This is a genomic window from Pseudonocardia sp. EC080619-01 (genome assembly GCF_001420995.1).
Taxonomy (GTDB): Bacteria; Actinomycetota; Actinomycetes; order Mycobacteriales; family Pseudonocardiaceae; genus Pseudonocardia.
The window spans coordinates 44,911-60,951 of record NZ_CP012186.1 but is presented as its reverse complement, the minus strand read 5'-3'; the positions used below and the strand labels follow the sequence as shown (position 1 = coordinate 60,951).

The window sequence follows — 16,041 nt, the reverse complement described above, 5'->3', positions numbered from 1 at the left end:
CTGATGAGCGCCGTATGGCTCGTCGCTGGCCCCGGCGGGCCCACCACCGCCTGCTACTGCCGGTCCTGCCCACCCGCCGGGCCGATCACCGACCTGACCTGCCTGCGCTGCGGCGACGGCCCACTACTGGTCGGAGACCTGGCCGCCGACCCCGACGACGCGGTTCCCGAGCCCGCCCGGGCGTGGCTGACCGCCGCGGGCTGGCGCCTCGACGAGCCGGTGTGCCCGCGCTGCCGCCCGATCCCCCGGCCCGACGCGCCACGGACGAACCACTGACGGCGCACATCGCCTCCGGCACCACCGCGAACTTTCCACCACTTCGTAGCCCGGCATCGAGACGGCGCCTGTCGCTGCACTCGAAGGCCCCGGCGGACACGCCCGCCCGACTCCGAGCAGCCGACGCCCACACCGGACGGCCGCGACCGAGGGCGAGCCGTCCACGACGCAGCGTGTAGGAGTCGCGACCTCGACACCGCTGGCCAGCTGACCTGCGGAGGAGTGTGGGAACTCCGCGGAGGAACACCATGTCCAGCAGCAACCACGGCAACCGGGCCCGCAGCCGGGCGATCAGAGCCCAAATGTCGGCCACCGGCGACAGCTACACCCGGGCCGCGCGCGGACGAACGGCGGGCGGCTCGGGCTGCGGCCGAGGGCCGCGCCCGCCAGCTCGACATGGGGGTCTACACCGGCGCCGACCTCGTGGACCGTCCCCGCACAGTGCGCTGGCAGGTGCACTGCGACGCCTGCAACCCGCACACCGGCATAGCCTGCGAGGGCTGCTACTGGTTCGCAGTCGAGCGGTGCACCACCTGGGTCCAGCTCGTGGAATGGACCGCGCGCCTGCTGGAGAAGAGCTGGGTACTGGAAGCGACCAACTGGACGACGTTCATCCGCAACGCCGCCCACAGAAACGTCGAGGTCGGCCTGATCTGCCACCCGGACGACCGCTACCGGGACGCCTGACCAGGACCTCGACCAGGTTCCTCCGGTCATCCGGCCTGACCAGGTTGCGCCCACCGGCCCCGGCCTCCCCCGACGGCGGGCCGGTGGGCGGGCTCCGGGGATGGCGGTGCGCGCGCCCGCCACGCTGAACGAGCTGTGCAGACCGCCTGGTGCCCGACGCAGTGCACGCGATCGTCCCGGTAGCCTCCCGGGCATGTCTTCTCCCGAGGTCGAGCGCAGGCTGCGCCAGCAGGGCGCCGACGTCGAGTCCCTCTACGAGATCAGCACGCGCGTGGAGGACAAGATCGACGCCGTCGACGGCAAGGTCGACCGGCTCACCGTCGCTGTCGAGCAGCGACTGACCGGCGTCGAGCACCGCATCGACACGGTCTCCGAAAGCCTCACCGCGTTGAACCAACGCCTCGACGCCAGCCAGACCATGCTGGAACAGATCCTCGCTCGCCTCGACCGCACCTGACCGGTTCCCCTGGCCAGGCGCAGCCAGGCGCCGAGTTCGGGGTGGGCGGGGAGGCTGTCCGGTGTGTTGATGCCCGGTGGCGGTGGTCGGTGATGGCGCGGAGGTGGTGGTCGATCCGGGTGGACCTGGTCGAGGGCGGCGGGGACACGATCTGGCCGCGCCCGGGCCGGGTCTTCGCCGCGGCCCGTATGCACAGCTTCGCCGCGCTGGCGACCGCGATCGATGACGCGTTCGCCCGCTGGGACCGGGCGCACCTGCACGAGTTCGAGCTGGCCGACGGCACCCGGATCGGACAACCAGACCCCACCGACCCCGAGCTGGCCCCTGAGTTGCTCGACACAGCCGCGGTGAGGTTGTCCCGGCTGCAACCCGGCCAGCAGTTCGTCTACGTGTTCGACCTCGGCGACCGCTGGACACACCTGTGCACCGTCGGCCCGGCCCGGATCGACCCGCTCGACGAGCTCGGCATCCACCCGGCGACGCCGCTGCCCTACGCAGGATGGGGCACGATCCCCGACCAGTACGGCCGCCACTTCGACCACGACGACGACCAGACCGAACCCCCACCGGATCCCGATCTGACTGACCTCCCCCCGCTCCGACCGCGGTGGGGCCGCCGTTAAGGACGGTCCCAGAAACGGGTAGGTCCGTACCGTGTGCCGAGTATCGGGCGGAACCCGCTGACATGCGCGCGATCGACATGCCCACCGCCACCGTGCACCAACACCTCCGGCGCCACCCACCGACCTGACGACGGACCCCGCCGAGACGATGCGGAGCAAGTCATCGGCGCACACTCAAGTTCGGCTGGCTCGCCACCGCGGGCGGTGGGAGGGTGTGGCATGAGCCCCGGGCGGCGAACGAGCAAGTTCTCCAGGCTGGTCGATGACTTCCTCACCACCTGCGAGCAACGGGGCGTCGAGATGTCGCGGCCGCTGATCGAGCAGCACCTGCGCGACGCCATCGCCGGGACCGCCCAGCACATGGGCGTCACCACCCAGACCGCGCTGCGTAGCTACTTTGACGACAACTGGGGCCACCAAGCCGCGCACCTGCTCTGCGACCAGCACGACCTCGAACACGCCAAGCTCGACGCCACCCCCGACGCGGTGCTCCCCCTCGCCTTCACCGGGCGGCTGGTCGCCGCCCTGGGCCAGGCCCACTTCTTCGCCGCGCTCAACACCGACCCCCACCTCATCGACATCGCCGCCCGCACCCGCGCCGCCCACACCCCACCCGCCCAGGTCGAACCGCCACCCGAACCCACCGACACGGTGGGGACCGACGCAGTGGACCCCGCCATCTTGGAAGCGTTGCTGCAGGAGGCGGCGGGAGCCCGGCGGCCGCGGTTCGACGCCCGCACCGCCGGGGAGGCCAGCACCGGACTCGGCATGGCCCTAGCCCACGCCACCGCCGACCGCGACGGTCACGCCGTGGCTGAGGTCGCGGTGGACGGGCAGGTGCTGGGCAAGACCCGCGAGGTCCTGCTCGATCTCCTCGATCGCCTCGCCCCCGGGCCCGGGGCGATGGCGCGCCTGTCAGTGCCCAGGTCCGTGCGACGAGGCCGACACCACCGCCCTCATCCACGCCGCCATGGCCGAGGACCTCGAGACGCTGCAGCGCCTCCTCGACCAGAACCCTGCACCGCCCGACGATGCGCAGCGGCCCGGCGACCCTGCGACGGCCCACGGTGGACAGCTCCTACGCTTCCCCGACCACCGCACCACCGCACAGACCTAACTCACCACTGTCCCCGCCGGATGGGCGTCTTGTGCCCGGTGTCGTGGTCAGGTCAGGTGCCCACCGCTGCCCGCAGCGCCGGCAGGTCCGCGGCCCGGACGTAGAACGCCTCCGCCGAGACCCCCGTGCCGTAGTCGACGTGGAGCGGGCCCGGGGTCACCACCGGGAAGTCACCGGCGGCAGCCAAAGCAGTCACAGCGCGGTCGATCGGCTTGCGGAACCCGTTGAGCCGACCATCTGCCGGGCGCCCGAGGAACTCGAACACCTTCTCCCGGCTCACCCGGCCGTCCTGCGCGGCCGCCGCCCTCAGGGCCTTGGCCTGAGCGCAGTCACCGAGCCGGGCCAGCAGACGCTCGAACTGGTCGGGTCGCAACGAGCTCTCACCGAGCTCGTCACGACCCTGCAGCTCAGCGGTCAGGGCATCACGCAGCCGGTGCAGCTCCTCGGTGGACAACCGGCGCGGGTCGAACATCGCGGTGATCGGCAGAGACACGACAACCTCCTAGATTCAGTGGACCAACTGAACAAAGAGTGCCTCGCGCAGGTTCAGTGATCAAGGTAAAGGTTCAAATTGGCCCCCGGGTTGGGATCGTTTCGTCAGAACTAACGATCGACGCAGGCATACAGCCACTCCACGTCGGAGCCCAGCCGGGAGCGTGCACCCGACCCGCTGGCAACGTCCCGGTCCCGTCGACGCCGCCACGCCGGGACCGTCGGCCGAGACCGTCGGCGCTGGCGATGCCGCGGCGCCGTGGCGGGCGCGGCTGCAGCGACCGGATCTGGAGCCGTGCCAGTTCCCCGGTGGTTGTGCGAACTCGATGGAGTACGCCGGGGCGGGACGGCGGCCGAAGTACTGCTACCAGGTCGTGGGCGGGGTGATGCACGACCGGGTCAACGCCAAGCGGATCGCCGACGGCGGTACACCGGCACGCCGGCGTGGGGAACCCGACGACGCGCTCGCCCGCCCGATCGCCCGGGCCGGGCAGACGGTGACCGACCAGGTCGCCGCACTGATCGCGCGACTGGAGGAGGGCGGCACCGAGCTGCGGGACGCGCTGGGCACCCTGGCCGACCCCGAGGCGGTCGCCGCGGAGATCGCCGCCGCACAACGGGCGGCGCGCGCGGAGATCGACGCCGCCCAGGCCGCGACAGACCAGGCCCGCGCCGAGGCACGCGCCGCCCGCGACGCCGCCGAGACCGAACGCGACCACGCCGTCGCCACCCGCGCGTCCCTCGACACCGAACTCGCTCACGCCCGCGCCGACCTCGCCCAGCGCGACACCGAGCTGGCCGCAGCCCGCGCCGAGGCCGAGCAGGTCTCTGCCGAGCTGGTGGCGATGCGCGCGGACCTCGACGCGGTCACCGCCGAGCGGGACACCGCGCTCGCCGCACGCGACACCGCCGTCACCGCGACCACGCAGGTCACCGGGGAGCTGGCCGCCCTGACCCGCGACCACTCCCGTACCGAGACTGAGCTCGCCTCGGCCCGCCAGCGGGCCGAGCAGCTGGCCACCGAGCGCGACACCATCGCTGCGAACCTGACCGCGGAACTGGCCGTGGCCCGTCGCGACCTCGACCGCACCGAGACCGACCGCGCCCGCCTGGCCGACGAGCTGCACGAGGCCCGGGAGCAGGCCGCGGAGTCCCGCGCCGCCCGGGCCGGCGCCGAGAGCAGCCTGAGCGCCCTGCGCGAGCAACTCCTCCACGACGTCGACCGTGAACGCGCCTACGGCGAGCAGCGCCTCACCGACGCCGAGACCCGCCACACCGCCCAGCTCGCCGACCTGCGCACCGAGCTGGCCCGCGCCCGCCGCCGGACCACCGGACGGTCGGCCGAGAAGGACCTCGACCCGACCGACACCGACCCCGACAACATCGGCAACGGCGTCGACGCAGAGCCGACCATCGAGCCGTCGCGTCCGCCCGGCGCCCGCCGGGCCCGGCCCCGCGCCGCGCAACGACGCCCCGGCCCCACCGCCACCGATTCCACCGCCCAGCCCGGCGATACCGCCCCCCAGGAGTGAGGCCCCCATGAACCCCGCATCCCACGCCGGCAACCCCTCCCCCACACCTGATCCGGCCGCACCCGGCCGGTCCCGACCGCCGGACGGGCCAGCATGAACCGTCCTGGGTGGTGGAGAGGCTCCTGATCCAGCAAGGAGACTGGAGCTGTGGGAGCACCTCGGAAGTTCGATGAGGAGACCCGTGCCCGCGCGGTCCGCCTCTATCTTGACCGTCTGCGTGATCACGGGGAGTCGAAGCTGGCCGCGCGCCGGCACGTCGGTGAGCTGTTGGATGTGAACCCGGCGACGATCCGCAATTGGGTCGAGGCCGAAGAGCGCGATTCCGGTTCCGGGGTTGGCTCGGCGGCGGGTGGCGATGACGCAGCGGCCGAGTTGCGACGGCTTCGTGCAGAAAATGCCGAGCTGCGGCGGGCGAATGAGATTCTGAAGACTGCTTCGGCGTTTTTCGCGCAGGCGGAGCTGGACCGTCGACTCAGGTAAGACTTCTGTTCGTTCACGAACATCGAAGCCGTTTCGGGGTCGAGCCGATCTGTGCCGTTTTGTCCGAACACGGTGTGCAGGTCGCCCCGCAGACGTATTATCGCTGGCGGTCCCGGCCGGTGACCGATCGCCAGTTGGATGAGGCGTATCTGGTGAATCGGATTGTGGATATCTATCGGAAGAACAGGTGTGTGTACGGGGTGCGGAAGATGTGGCGTGCGGCGCGGCGGGAAGGGCTCCGGGTCGGGCGGGACCAGATGGGCCGATTGATGCGTGTCGCCGGGATCCAGGGCGTGCGCCGCGGGGTCCACCACACGGCCACGACGACCCGTGATCAGCGCGCAGCCCGCCATCCTGACCTGGTCAAGCGGGCGTGGGCGGCGCCGACTCGACCGGATGCGCTGTGGGTCGTGGATTTCACGTATGTGTGGACCGCCTCCGGGTTCTGCTACGTGTCGTTCGTGACCGACGTCTACTCCCGCAGAATCCTCGGATGGAAGGCGTCGATGAGTAAGACCACCGATCTCGTCTCCGGGGCCTTGGCGCAGGCGTTGTCCACTCGCCAACGGGCGATCAGCGAGTTCACCTCCGAGGGTCTTATTCATCATTCGGATGCCGGGTCTCAATATACGTCTCTGGCGTTCACCGAGCAACTCGCCGAGGCTGGTATCGCCGGCTCGATCGGCACCGTCGGTGACGCGCTGGACAACGCGCTGATGGAGTCCACGATCGGCCTGTACAAGTCAGAGCTCATCGTTCCGTATGCTCATTCTCGGAACTGGATCGGTCTTCGTGAGGTGGAGCGAGAGACCGCGGAGTGGGTTCACTGGTACAACAGTGTGAGGCTCCACTCCTCCATTGACTATATGTCGCCGATCGAACGAGAAATGGTGTACGCTACATCCATCGCCCAACAGGGTGCGGTGGCCTGAACCTCAGCCTCTCGCAGACCCAGGACGGTTCAGGCTGTTCCACGGCGGCGAACACCGCGCCCGGCGCGGCCCCGTCGAGCGGGCGGCAGGCCCGGGTCCCGGCGACCTCGACACACCAGCGCAACGCTTCGGCCTGCATCTGGGCCAGGCTGGTGAACTCGCGGCCGCGCCAGAAGCTGTCGCGGGCATAGGGCATCGGGCGTTCGACCCGCGGTTTGTCCCGGGGCTTGCGTGACCGGGCCGGGTCGATCAGCACGCCGTAGTGCTCGGCGAGCTCGCCATAGCTGCGGTTGAGCTGCGGGTCATACAGGTCCGGGCGGTCAACGCCGGTCTTGAGGTTGTCCGGCACCAGCCGGGCCGGGGCGCCGTCGAAGAACGCGAACGCGTCCACGTGGGCCTGGGTCCAGGCCCGCTGATCCATGGTCAGCACCGGGCGCACGAACAGGTGCCGCGAGCAGGCCAGGGCCAGCACGAACGCCCACACCGCCCGCCGCCGGCCCGTCTGCGGGTCGGCCCACATTCCGAGCTTGCCGTAGTCGACCTGGCCCTCCGCGCCGGGCGCGACGTCGTCCGGGCGCAGTATGAACCGTCTCGGGTTTGTTGCCGGCTTCATGCTGGTGGCGGCTCCGGTTGGAGTGCCCGTTGTTGAGCGTAGTAGGCGGTCTCGAACTCGTCGGGTGGGACGTAGCCGAGGAGACTGTGCAGGCGCCTGTGGTTGTACCAGTCGACCCACTCCATGGTGGCGTACTCGACGTCGTCGATCGTCCTGGCGGGGCGTGCTCGAAACGGACTGTTTCGGCCGATCACTTCGGTCTTGAACAGGCCAATAGTTGATTCGGCGAGTGCATTATCGTAGGCGTCGCCGACGCTACCGATCGACGCCGCGATACCCTCGATACTGAGAGTCTCAGAAAACGCAATCGACGTATATTGAGATCCGGCGTCGCTATGATGAATGAGCCCGTCACCGATCTGCCTTCCTTCATGGTCGCGGCGCCACAGCGCCATCTTCACTGCAGTGGTCACCATCGCAGTGTTCTTTACTTGTGTGGCGTGCCAGCCGACGATCGCCCGGGAGAAGCAGTCGATCACGAACGCGACGTAGACGAACCCGGACCAGGTTCGGCAGTAGGTGAAGTCGGTGACCCACTTCCGGTTCGGCGCAGCCGTGCGGTGAAGTCCCGGTCGAGCAGGTCAGGAGCACGCCGGCCGCCCTGGTCAGCGGGGATCGTGGTGCGGTGTGTACCGCCCCGGACCAGCCCGGCCAGGCCCTCGTCGCGCATCAACCGATCGACCGTGCAGGCCGCCACACGGTGGCCCTGACGGCGAAGGTGCGCGGTCATCTTCCGCCGCCCGTACATGCCTTCCGGCGTGTTCTGGGTGGCTCGCAGTGAATCGGTCAGATACGCGTCAGTGATTGTCCGGTCTGATGGGCGCGCAGTTTTCCAGTTCCGATACGTGCGTGGGGCGACCTGGATGCCGTGCTCGGTGAGCACGCGGCAGATCGACTCGACCCGATACTTGCACGCACGCATCTGGTCAATGAACTGGCTGATCAGCGGTGGCGAGGGTCGAGTTCCCTCGCGAAGAAAATCGACGCGGCCTTGAGAATTTCGTTGGCCTCCTTCAGGTCCCGAACCTCACGTTCGAGGTCCTTGATCCGCTGCCGCTCAGTCGACGTTGGGCCGGGCACCTGCTGGGCATCGACCTGCGCCTGAACCGTCCACTGGCGCAGCGACTCGACCCCGACGCCGACCTTCGGGCCGATGGCTTGGCAGGCCGCGTAGACCGACCGGTACTCGTCGAGGTGGTCGAGCACCATCTTCACGGCCCGGACACGCTGCTCGGGCGGGTAGCGCTTGGACATGATCCACATCCTCCTCAAGGAAGGAAGCGGCACCGAACCTGAGACGGTTCAGGCACGAGGGCATTTCCCCAGCGAGGCGGCCGCGTTGAAATGCCTGTATCTTGTGACCCGCAGCCTCGACCCGACCGGGAAGGGGGCGTGCACGGTGGACGATCCGCTGGAAGCCGGTGATCAACGCCTTCGCGGTCACGTTCAGTGACCGCTGGCCGTCCGCCGAGCACTACTGACCACCAACGCCGGAACCACCGTTCCTGCTACAGACCCGACTAGGTTGGAAAAGACTTACCGTGACGGACAGTCCTCCGCTTTTTCCGGAGGTGATTTTCAGGCGGCCGTGGTGGGCTTCGGTGATCGCGGCGACAAGGGACAGTCCTAATCCGCTGCCCTGCGCCCCGGTTCGGGAATGACCGCGTTGGAACGGTTCGGTCAGCCTGCTGATGTCGGCCTCGTTTACCAGCTCACCGGTGTTGACCACTGTAAGTCGCACTTCATCATATGCCGTAGCCAGATGCACGTCGACTCTCCCTCCACTGATATTGTAGCGGACCGAATTTCGGATGAGGTTGTCCACGAGCAGGGTCAGCAGTTCGGCATCACCATGGACTGGTGCTCGGACCAGTGTCCGGTAGATCGTAACCGATCGCATCTGCGCTTCAGGTTCGGCAGCATCGAGGCAATCTGATATCGTCTTCGAAAATTCTACGTTGGTGCTGGTCTCGAGGCCGTCCTGAGCGCGGGTTAATGCGAGCAGTGCAGCGAGGGTGGCGGTGCTGCGTTCATTGCTTGCTAACAGTGTGAGAAGCAGTTCCCGAATCTCGGCGTCTAGTGGCTTTTCGAGCGCAACCTGGATCGTGGTACGCGTGGCGGCTAGGGGTGTTGAGAGCTCGTGTGAGGCGTTCGCCGCGAACCTGCGATGGGCGTCGCCGCTGGCATGGATGCGTGACACCATGGAATCCATCGTGCGAGCGAGGCGGGAGAATTCGTCGTCCCGGCCGTCGTCATTGAGTGCTCGTCGTAGCGTGGGATCACGCAACATTTGCTCGGTGGCCTTGGTCATCCGGCGTACGGGGGAGAGGATCCGGCCTACGATCAGCCACCCCACCAGCAGGGACAGGACAGCCAGCCCCGTCAGTGACAGAACTGAGAACATCGCGAGGTTGGCGAGGACGTCATCCTCGCTGGATATGAGGGCGATACTCGATACCTCGTCGACCCGTGGCACGATAGCTGCGGGCCCCACCGGGGCAGCTAAAGGGGCGGTAACCTCGGCGAGAGGGTTCGTGCTCCTGACTCCATGAGCGGCATCGATGATCATGTAGTTCGGCACGAACCTCATCAGCAGATAGACTCCGGCGAGCAATATCGCTCCGCAGATGAGTACCCCTGAGGCAGTGAGGAGAGTTAACCGGGTGCGTACCGACAACCGCCTTCGAGCTACAATCCTCATCTGCTGTCTATACGATAGCCTACACCAACGACCGTTTTAATGATCGGCGGGTCCCCCAGCTTGCGGCGTAGTGTGGACACCGTGATACGGACCGCGTTGGTGAACGGGTCGGCATAAGCATCCCACGCCTTCTCCAACAGAGTTTCAGCACTGACAGTCGCGCCGTCGGAGCGGATCAGCAGCTCCAGGACTGCGAACTCCTTCGGCGCCAGGTTCACAGGCTCTCCGGCACGGTCAACCCGCCGGCGTGATGGATCTAGAGTCAGATCCCCGCAGCGCAGTACCGGGGGAAGTGCTTGAACCCCTCGCCGCATGAGCGCGTGAATACGTGCGTAGAGTTCCGGAAGATCGAATGGTTTGATGAGATAATCATCAGATCCTATTCGCAAGCCAGTAACCCTGTCTGATAGTCGACCGGCCGCCGTAACCATCATGATCCGACACTGCGGACGATTCTCCACAATCACTGCGCAAACAGCATCGCCATGCATCCCAGGGATATCGCGATCGAGAAGAATCACATCGTAATCATTGGTCAATACCATATCGACGGCAGAGAGACCATCGGTCGCGGTGTCTACCGCGAGACCCTGCCGACGCAATCCCGTCTGCAACGCCTCCAACATCATCAGATCGTCCTCGACCAGCAGAAGCCGCATCTCATATCCATTTCATTACGATCATTCACCACAGGTGCCCTAACCCAAATAGCCCCACCTTGGCGGAACCTCAATCAGCGTCAAATCCATTGATTCCATTGATGCCGGTGATTTCGCGACTGGACGAGGCCTCCCGGGCGAGCAGACCCGGCTGGTTCGTCTTAATCAGCATTGCAAGCTCTGGGACTTGCTGCCTCGCCTCTCGTGGGTTATTACTTGATCCGAGGTTCGGTCCTGGCGCGGAGCTGAGTAGCGAGAGTGTCATTGAGTACGGTCATCCCGGGGTCACCGGTGAAGGAGTCAGGCTTGTGCGTACGTAACAGCGTTTCACCGTCGATATCCCAGCGAAAGTACGGCCGCCCGGTGATCGTGCGAAACACGGTGCTGGCCTTCACGGGGTCACGCTCGGCGAGGCGGCGTAGCGGGAACGCACCGATCGCGTCGTCGCCGAGGTAGCCCTTGAGCAGTTGCCGGTAGCGAGGTTGCCGGGCCAGCACCGGGTCGTCGAACACCGCGACGGCCAAACCGAGGTCACCCAGGACAGCAAGCCCCCCCAACTCGTCGCTGACCAACCCGACGGTAATGATGTCGCCACGCAACGGCGCGAGGTACTCGGTGGCCAGCGTGGCCGCCATGCCGGTGTCACCGGCCCATGGTGTCAGGTAGTCGGTGATGTGGTCGATGGCCGCTGCGACGTCAAGGACGACAAGATCTGCGCCGAAATACTCGACGAATCTGCGGTGAGCTTGTGCGGTGATCTCCACTGCTCGGTCCCGTAGCTCCGGGTTCCGGAGCACCAGATCAGGTCGGGCCAGCGCGAGCTCGACAGCCATGTCCAGCGCCGCCCCGCGCTCGGCCGGTGAGTAAACCTGCATGCTCCCACTGAGCACCCATTCCGTACCCCGATCTGTACTGAGCGGAACAACTCGAGCACTCAGAAACGAGCCGTCCGGGATCTCTGCGAACAAGACCGGACCCAGGTTGCTGAGCAGCCGATAGCCCAAAGCGTCGACGAGGTTGCAGGTGCAGACACCCCCTCTGTCGTGTCTGTCGATCTCGAAGACGCCCTCGACGACGTCACGCCAGCCCAGCAGGTGCTCGCGTTCGGCACCGACGATATCGGGACGCTCGGCAAGGAACCGGTCGATCACCGTCCGCCCGTCAGGCCACCGGTACTGCTGGACGAACCGGTCGATGATCGCGATCTCGTCCCCGACACCATCCGGAACCCAACTCCCTGCGAGGAACTCGCGGAACCGGCGAGAGAACCGCGGTTGCAGAGCGAACTCCACAACATCACCCTTCAACACCGCATACCGAGCGAGGAGATCATCGTCGTCGACCATCACCAAAGGATGCCCGGCCGACCAACACCCCAAACCACCCGGGGGGTGTTTCTCTGTGAACCGCCAACTTGTATGGTAGCCATTCAGGTCCTGAGCCGGGTGATCTTGCGGCGTGTCGGTGCGTGACCCGGTGGCTGCGGTGTCCTCATGTGCGGTGTCCGGGTCGGGGGTGTCACGCGAGGAGCTCCTCGTGTTGGTCGCTCAGCAGGCACAGGTGATCGAGGACCTGACCGCCGTCTATGAATCGTCCTGGGTGGTGGAGAGGCACCTCGGGATGTCGTGGACCTGGCGGCGGGCCGGCCCGGCCGCGCTCGCGCCGGCCAGATCATTGCCGCAAACCCCCGCACACGTCGGGCAGGTGATCAACGATCTCGTCCGGGGCGCTGGTCTGGAACAACGCTGACCCGCCCGCGCCGGGCTGCTTGCCAAGGCGGCGGCCGACCTCGGTCACCGTCGAGCTCGCTCACGGCCACGCGGTAGCCTCCCGGCATGAGCAACCCGGAAGTCACTCGCCTCGGGCACCGCGTCCAGGAGCAGGACGAGACCATCCGGGCCATCAGCGACGCCGTCCTCGACATCAAGGAATCGGTTGACCAGCACACGCAGGTGTTGAACCAGCACACCGAGCTGCTCAACGAGATTTTGCGTCGACTCGAGACCCGATAGGCCGACCGCCTTGTCCCCGGGCCAGGGGGTCGGCAAAGTCAGATGTCATGAGGAGCTGTAGAGGCCGCAGGGCGTCGCGGCTGTGATGTCGGAGGGCTGCAGCGATGTTCGTGGCTCAGATGTCGAGGAGCTGCTCATGGAAGCCACCGAAGCCGCGGGCGGGATTCACGATGTGGATCTCCAGGATCCAGTGGCAGGCCTGGCCCGACGGAGCGGTCCGGCGCAGCGGCGCCGAGTTGCCCTCGGTGATGTAGCTGGCACGTTGCTCACCGTCGATGCGCTCGTGCGGGAACTCACCGACCAGATGCCCCGTATGGGTCTCGGGATGTTCCCAACCGGCCTCGGCGATCCGGCCGAGCACATGCCGGTAGAGCTGCTCCCCGGTGATGTCGGGTTGCTCGCAGAACCGTTCACGGCCGCCGTCCCACAGCCGCGCGAGGTCCGCGGCCAGCCGGTGGCGGACCGGGTCGTCGCCCAGCACGTAGGTGCGCCCGAAGTCGGCTTCCCACTCCTGGAAGACCGGGCCGAAGTCGATGAACACGATGTCGTTGGCGGCGATGGTCAGGTTCGGCGGGTTCTCCCGGTAGGGCGCCATTGTGTTCCTGCCCGCTCGCACGATCCGCTTGTGCCAGAAGCGGCGGATCCCGTACATCTCATCCGCCAGGTCACGGATCCGATCCGACACGTCCTGCTCGGTCACCCCAGCGACGACGAATCCGCGCCGCAGCGCCTCCTCGAACAACGTCGCCGCCTTCGACTCGGCGCCCCGCAGGGACTCGACCCTCGCCCGCTCGGCCGTGCTCATCGCCATCTCGTCCCCGTCCTCCGGGTCGCCGCCACCGCTCCCGCGGCGGGAGCGGCTGTGATCGATACGTCCGATCGTCCCATCTGAGACCCGCATCGTCCCGCAATTGCGGTACGGATCGAGCAAGAGAACCGTGACTGCGGTACCTGCAGCACTCGAGGAGGAGTCATGGCCACGATTCTCTGCGTTCTCTACGACGACCCGGTCGAGGGCCGCCCGGCGATCTACGCCCGCGACGGGCTGCCGCACCTGGAGAACTACCCCGACGGGCAGACCCTGCCGACTCCGTCGGCGATCGACTTCACTCCTGGTGAGCTGCTCGGCAGCGTCTCCGGCGAGCTGGGTCTGCGCCGCTTCCTGGAGGACCGGGGCCACGCCCTGATCGTCACCTCCGACAAGGACGGGGCCGGCTCGGAGTTCGAGCGCAGGCTCCCCGAGGCCGACGTCGTCATCTCCCAGCCGTTCTGGCCCGCCTACCTGACCGCCGAGCGGATCGCGAAGGCACCGAACCTGAAGCTGGCCCTGACCGCGGGGATCGGTTCGGACCACGTCGATCTGGACGCCGCGATCGAGCACGGCGTCACCGTCGCCGAGGTCACCTACTGCAACTCCATCAGCGTCGCTGAACACGTTGTGATGATGATCCTCTCCCTGGTCCGCAACTACCTGCCCGCACACCAGTGGGTGCTGGACGGGGGCTGGAACATCGCCGACTGCGTCGCCCGCGCCTACGACGTCGAGGGCATGGACGTCGGCACGGTGGCCGCCGGCCGGATCGGGCTGGCCGTGCTGCGCCGACTGGCACCGTTCGACGTCCGGCTGCACTACACCGACCGCCACCGGCTCCCGGCGGAGGTCGAGCAGGAGCTGAACCTCACCTACCACCCGGACGCCCGGTCGATGGCTCCCCAGTGCGACGTCGTCACGATCAACGCTCCGCTGCACCATGAGACCCGCAACCTGTTCGACGACGACCTGCTCGCCTCCATGCGCCGCGGCGCCTACCTCATCAACACCGCCCGGGGGCTGATCGTCGACCGGGACGCGATCGTGCGGGCGCTGGAGAGCGGCCGGCTCGCCGGATACGCCGGGGACGTCTGGTATCCCCAGCCCGCACCTGCCGACCACCCCTGGCGGTCCATGCCACACCACGGCATGACACCGCACATCTCGGGATCGACCCTCTCCGCGCAGGCCCGCTACGCTGCCGGCACCCGCGAGATCCTCGAGGCCTTCCTCTCGGGCGGCCCGATCCGCGAGGAGTACCTGATCGTCGACGGCGGACGACTCGCCGGCACCGGCGCCCACTCCTACAGCGCGAAGGACGGAGACCGATGACCTCCAGGCTGGGCGCGCTGGGTTCCCTCCTCGCGGCGAAGAAGCGGCTCGGGCTGCGGTGGGCGACCATCGCGGAGACGCTGGGCCGATCCACCGAGTGGACGACTTCGGCGCTCCTCGGCCAGCAGACCCTGTCCGCGGAGCAGGCCGCGGCCGCCGGTGAGCTGCTGGAGCTCGACAGCACGGTGGTCGAGGCGCTCACGCTCCCGCCGGAGCGGGGCGCCGGCGCCGTGGACACCACCGACCCGCTCGTCTATCGGCTGGGCGAGGTCGTGCAGGTCTACGGCTCGACGATCTCCGAGCTGGTCCGTGAGGAGTTCGGGGACGGGATCGTCTCGGCGATCGACTTCGAGCTCGGTCTGGAGCGGGTCGCCGACCCGAAGGGCGACCGCGTGGTGATCACGCTCAACGGGAAGTTCCTTCCCTACCGCACCTGGTGACCGGGCGGCGGCTCGAAGTAGTACCCGTGGTGGAGCCGGCAACCCGGGTTGAACGGGGCCGAGCACCGGGGGCACCCGTCGGTATCGACATAGGTGTCGACGCTCATCTCGGTCCGGCACACCCCGCACAGCACCGCCGGTTCCGACCGCTCCGCCGCGGGCCATCGCCGCGCGGGGTGGTCGGCGTGCTCGGCGTGGCAGTGCAGGCACGGGTAGTACCGGTCGCAGCACCGGAACCGCATGGCGACGACGTCGAGCGGTCCGCGGTAGTGCGTGCAACGGGCCTCGTGGTCGACGACGGCCCCGTACACCCGCAGGTCGTTCCCGTCCGTCCCGTTCACGACCGACGCACCTGGGGACGCGCCCCGCTCCAGGCCGCCCAGAGGCGGGCGTAGTGTCCGTCGCCGGCAGCCAGCTCGTCGTGCGTCCCGGACTCGACGATCCAGCCGCCGTCCATGACCAGGATCCGGTCCGCGGTGACGGTCTGCCGCAGCCGGTGCGCCACCACGAGGCCGGTCCGTCCGGTGAGGACAGCTGCTGCCGCGTCCTCGAGCCGGATGGCGTCCCGGCTGCCTGCTTCGGCCGTCGCCTCGTCGAGCAGGACGACGGCCGGGTCGGCCAGCAGCGCACGAGCCAGCGCGACCTGGGCGACCTGCTCGGCGCCCAGGTGGTGGCCGAGCTCGCCCACGATCGTCCGCACGCCGTCGGGCAGCTCGGCGACCCAGTCCGCGCCGACCGCCTGCAGCGCGTGCACGACGTCGTCGTCGGTCGCGTCCGGCCGGGCGAGCCGCAGGTCCTCGGCCAGCGGGCCGGCGAACACGTGCGTCTCCTGGGTCACGAGCACGAGGCGTGTCCCGGTCCGATGGTGCCCCGGCCC

The 16,041-nt window shown here is 67.9% G+C and carries 18 protein-coding genes, 3 pseudogenes and 1 other annotated feature; of the genes and pseudogenes, 11 read left to right on the top strand and 10 right to left on the bottom strand.

All coding sequences use genetic code 11. The annotated features are described in order from the left end of the window. Nucleotides 1-3 precede the first annotated feature (3 nt). The 4 genes from AD017_RS32435 to AD017_RS32420 all read left to right on the top strand — a co-directional run bounded on the left by AD017_RS32435 (nt 4) and on the right by AD017_RS32420 (nt 2,043). Nucleotides 4-276: a hypothetical protein gene (locus tag AD017_RS32435; protein ID WP_145986119.1), complete on the top strand. Its 273-nt coding sequence runs from the start codon at nt 4-6 to the stop codon at nt 274-276. 396 nt (nt 277-672) lie between these two features. Then, nucleotides 673-963, top strand: coding sequence for a hypothetical protein (locus AD017_RS32430; protein ID WP_060577540.1), 291 nt, complete (start codon nt 673-675; stop codon nt 961-963). Between the two features lie 193 nt (nt 964-1,156). Next, complete coding sequence (locus AD017_RS32425; protein WP_060577539.1) at nt 1,157-1,420, top strand: hypothetical protein; 264 nt, start codon at nt 1,157-1,159, stop codon at nt 1,418-1,420. A 92-nt stretch (nt 1,421-1,512) separates the two neighbouring features. Beyond that, nucleotides 1,513-2,043 carry a hypothetical protein gene (locus AD017_RS32420; RefSeq protein WP_060577538.1) on the top strand — a complete coding sequence of 177 codons (531 nt, stop codon included), beginning with the start codon at nt 1,513-1,515 and terminating at the stop codon, nt 2,041-2,043. Nucleotides 2,044-2,217: 174 nt separating this feature from the next. Here AD017_RS32420 and AD017_RS35015 read toward each other — a convergent pair whose 3' ends face one another. Further along, nucleotides 2,218-2,649: a hypothetical protein gene (locus AD017_RS35015; RefSeq protein ID WP_145986118.1), complete on the bottom strand. Its 432-nt coding sequence runs from the start codon at nt 2,647-2,649 to the stop codon at nt 2,218-2,220. A 563-nt stretch (nt 2,650-3,212) separates the two neighbouring features. Further along, nucleotides 3,213-3,653, bottom strand: coding sequence for a hypothetical protein (locus AD017_RS32410; RefSeq protein WP_060577536.1), 441 nt, complete (start codon nt 3,651-3,653; stop codon nt 3,213-3,215). 325 nt (nt 3,654-3,978) lie between these two features. Here AD017_RS32410 and AD017_RS37285 point away from each other — a divergent pair, with 325 nt between their 5' ends. Continuing rightward, entirely contained in the window at nt 3,979-5,184 is a 1,206-nt protein-coding gene (locus AD017_RS37285; RefSeq protein ID WP_145986117.1) for a hypothetical protein, read from the top strand. 147 nt (nt 5,185-5,331) lie between these two features. After that, nucleotides 5,332-6,596, top strand: a protein-coding gene (locus AD017_RS32395; RefSeq protein ID WP_145986114.1) for an IS3 family transposase whose coding sequence is annotated in 2 segments (ribosomal slippage) — nt 5,332-5,632 and nt 5,632-6,596 — 1,266 coding nt in all. Because the reading frame shifts where the segments join, the coding sequence is not laid out codon by codon here. Beyond that, nucleotides 5,622-5,753 (top strand) — a sequence feature (AL1L pseudoknot). It overlaps the preceding gene by 132 nt. Nucleotides 6,597-6,630: 34 nt before the next feature. Here the strand turns inward: AD017_RS32395 and AD017_RS32390 are convergent. Together AD017_RS32390 and AD017_RS32385 are read right to left on the bottom strand one after the other, a co-directional pair. Next, nucleotides 6,631-7,167 (bottom strand): annotated as a pseudogene (locus AD017_RS32390) (DDE-type integrase/transposase/recombinase); the annotation flags it as partial. A gap of 38 nt (nt 7,168-7,205) precedes the next feature. Next, nucleotides 7,206-8,463, bottom strand: a pseudogene (locus AD017_RS32385) (IS3 family transposase). 46 nt (nt 8,464-8,509) lie between these two features. Here AD017_RS32385 and AD017_RS35010 point away from each other — a divergent pair. After that, a pseudogene (locus AD017_RS35010) lies at nt 8,510-8,690 on the top strand (IS256 family transposase); the annotation flags it as partial. Here the strand turns inward: AD017_RS35010 and AD017_RS34125 are convergent. From AD017_RS34125 to AD017_RS32365, 3 genes are all read right to left on the bottom strand, one after another. Beyond that, nucleotides 8,684-9,790, bottom strand: a complete 1,107-nt coding sequence (locus AD017_RS34125; protein ID WP_168172857.1) for a HAMP domain-containing sensor histidine kinase — start codon at nt 9,788-9,790, stop codon at nt 8,684-8,686. The pseudogene AD017_RS35010 and the gene AD017_RS34125 sit on opposite strands and share 7 nt — an antisense overlap. 116 nt (nt 9,791-9,906) lie before the next feature. After that, nucleotides 9,907-10,569 (bottom strand): response regulator transcription factor, encoded by a 663-nt coding sequence (locus AD017_RS32370; RefSeq protein ID WP_060577533.1) that lies wholly within the window; start codon nt 10,567-10,569, stop codon nt 9,907-9,909. Nucleotides 10,570-10,781: 212 nt separating this feature from the next. Further along, on the bottom strand, nt 10,782-11,915 hold the full coding sequence (locus AD017_RS32365) for a hypothetical protein (RefSeq protein WP_060577532.1): 1,134 nt from the start codon (nt 11,913-11,915) through the stop codon (nt 10,782-10,784). A 190-nt stretch (nt 11,916-12,105) separates the two neighbouring features. Between AD017_RS32365 and AD017_RS32360 the strand changes: the two genes are divergently transcribed. Then, nucleotides 12,106-12,318: a hypothetical protein gene (locus AD017_RS32360; RefSeq protein WP_145982862.1), complete on the top strand. Its 213-nt coding sequence runs from the start codon at nt 12,106-12,108 to the stop codon at nt 12,316-12,318. An 86-nt stretch (nt 12,319-12,404) separates the two neighbouring features. Further along, entirely contained in the window at nt 12,405-12,581 is a 177-nt protein-coding gene (locus AD017_RS35745) for a hypothetical protein (protein ID WP_168170576.1), read from the top strand. Between the two features lie 115 nt (nt 12,582-12,696). On the opposite strand, the gene AD017_RS32355 is transcribed toward AD017_RS35745, so the two are convergent. After that, on the bottom strand, nt 12,697-13,386 hold the full coding sequence (locus AD017_RS32355) for a M24 family metallopeptidase (RefSeq protein ID WP_060577628.1): 690 nt from the start codon (nt 13,384-13,386) through the stop codon (nt 12,697-12,699). A gap of 168 nt (nt 13,387-13,554) precedes the next feature. On the opposite strand from AD017_RS32355, the gene AD017_RS32350 reads away from it, so the two are divergent. Both AD017_RS32350 and cynS read left to right on the top strand, forming a co-directional pair. Further along, nucleotides 13,555-14,724: an NAD-dependent formate dehydrogenase gene (locus tag AD017_RS32350; RefSeq protein ID WP_060577128.1), complete on the top strand. Its 1,170-nt coding sequence runs from the start codon at nt 13,555-13,557 to the stop codon at nt 14,722-14,724. After that, complete coding sequence (gene cynS, locus AD017_RS32345; RefSeq protein WP_060577127.1) at nt 14,721-15,164, top strand: cyanase; 444 nt, start codon at nt 14,721-14,723, stop codon at nt 15,162-15,164. The genes AD017_RS32350 and cynS overlap by 4 nt, the downstream gene beginning before the upstream one ends. On the opposite strand, the gene AD017_RS36895 is transcribed toward cynS, so the two are convergent. After that, entirely contained in the window at nt 15,149-15,505 is a 357-nt protein-coding gene (locus AD017_RS36895; RefSeq protein WP_082538498.1) for a CHY zinc finger protein, read from the bottom strand. The two genes, cynS and AD017_RS36895, sit on opposite strands and share 16 nt — an antisense overlap. Beyond that, complete coding sequence (locus AD017_RS36890; RefSeq protein ID WP_060577530.1) at nt 15,502-16,008, bottom strand: ABC transporter ATP-binding protein; 507 nt, start codon at nt 16,006-16,008, stop codon at nt 15,502-15,504. Before AD017_RS36890 ends, AD017_RS36895 begins: the two co-directional genes overlap by 4 nt. Nucleotides 16,009-16,041 lie beyond the last annotated feature (33 nt).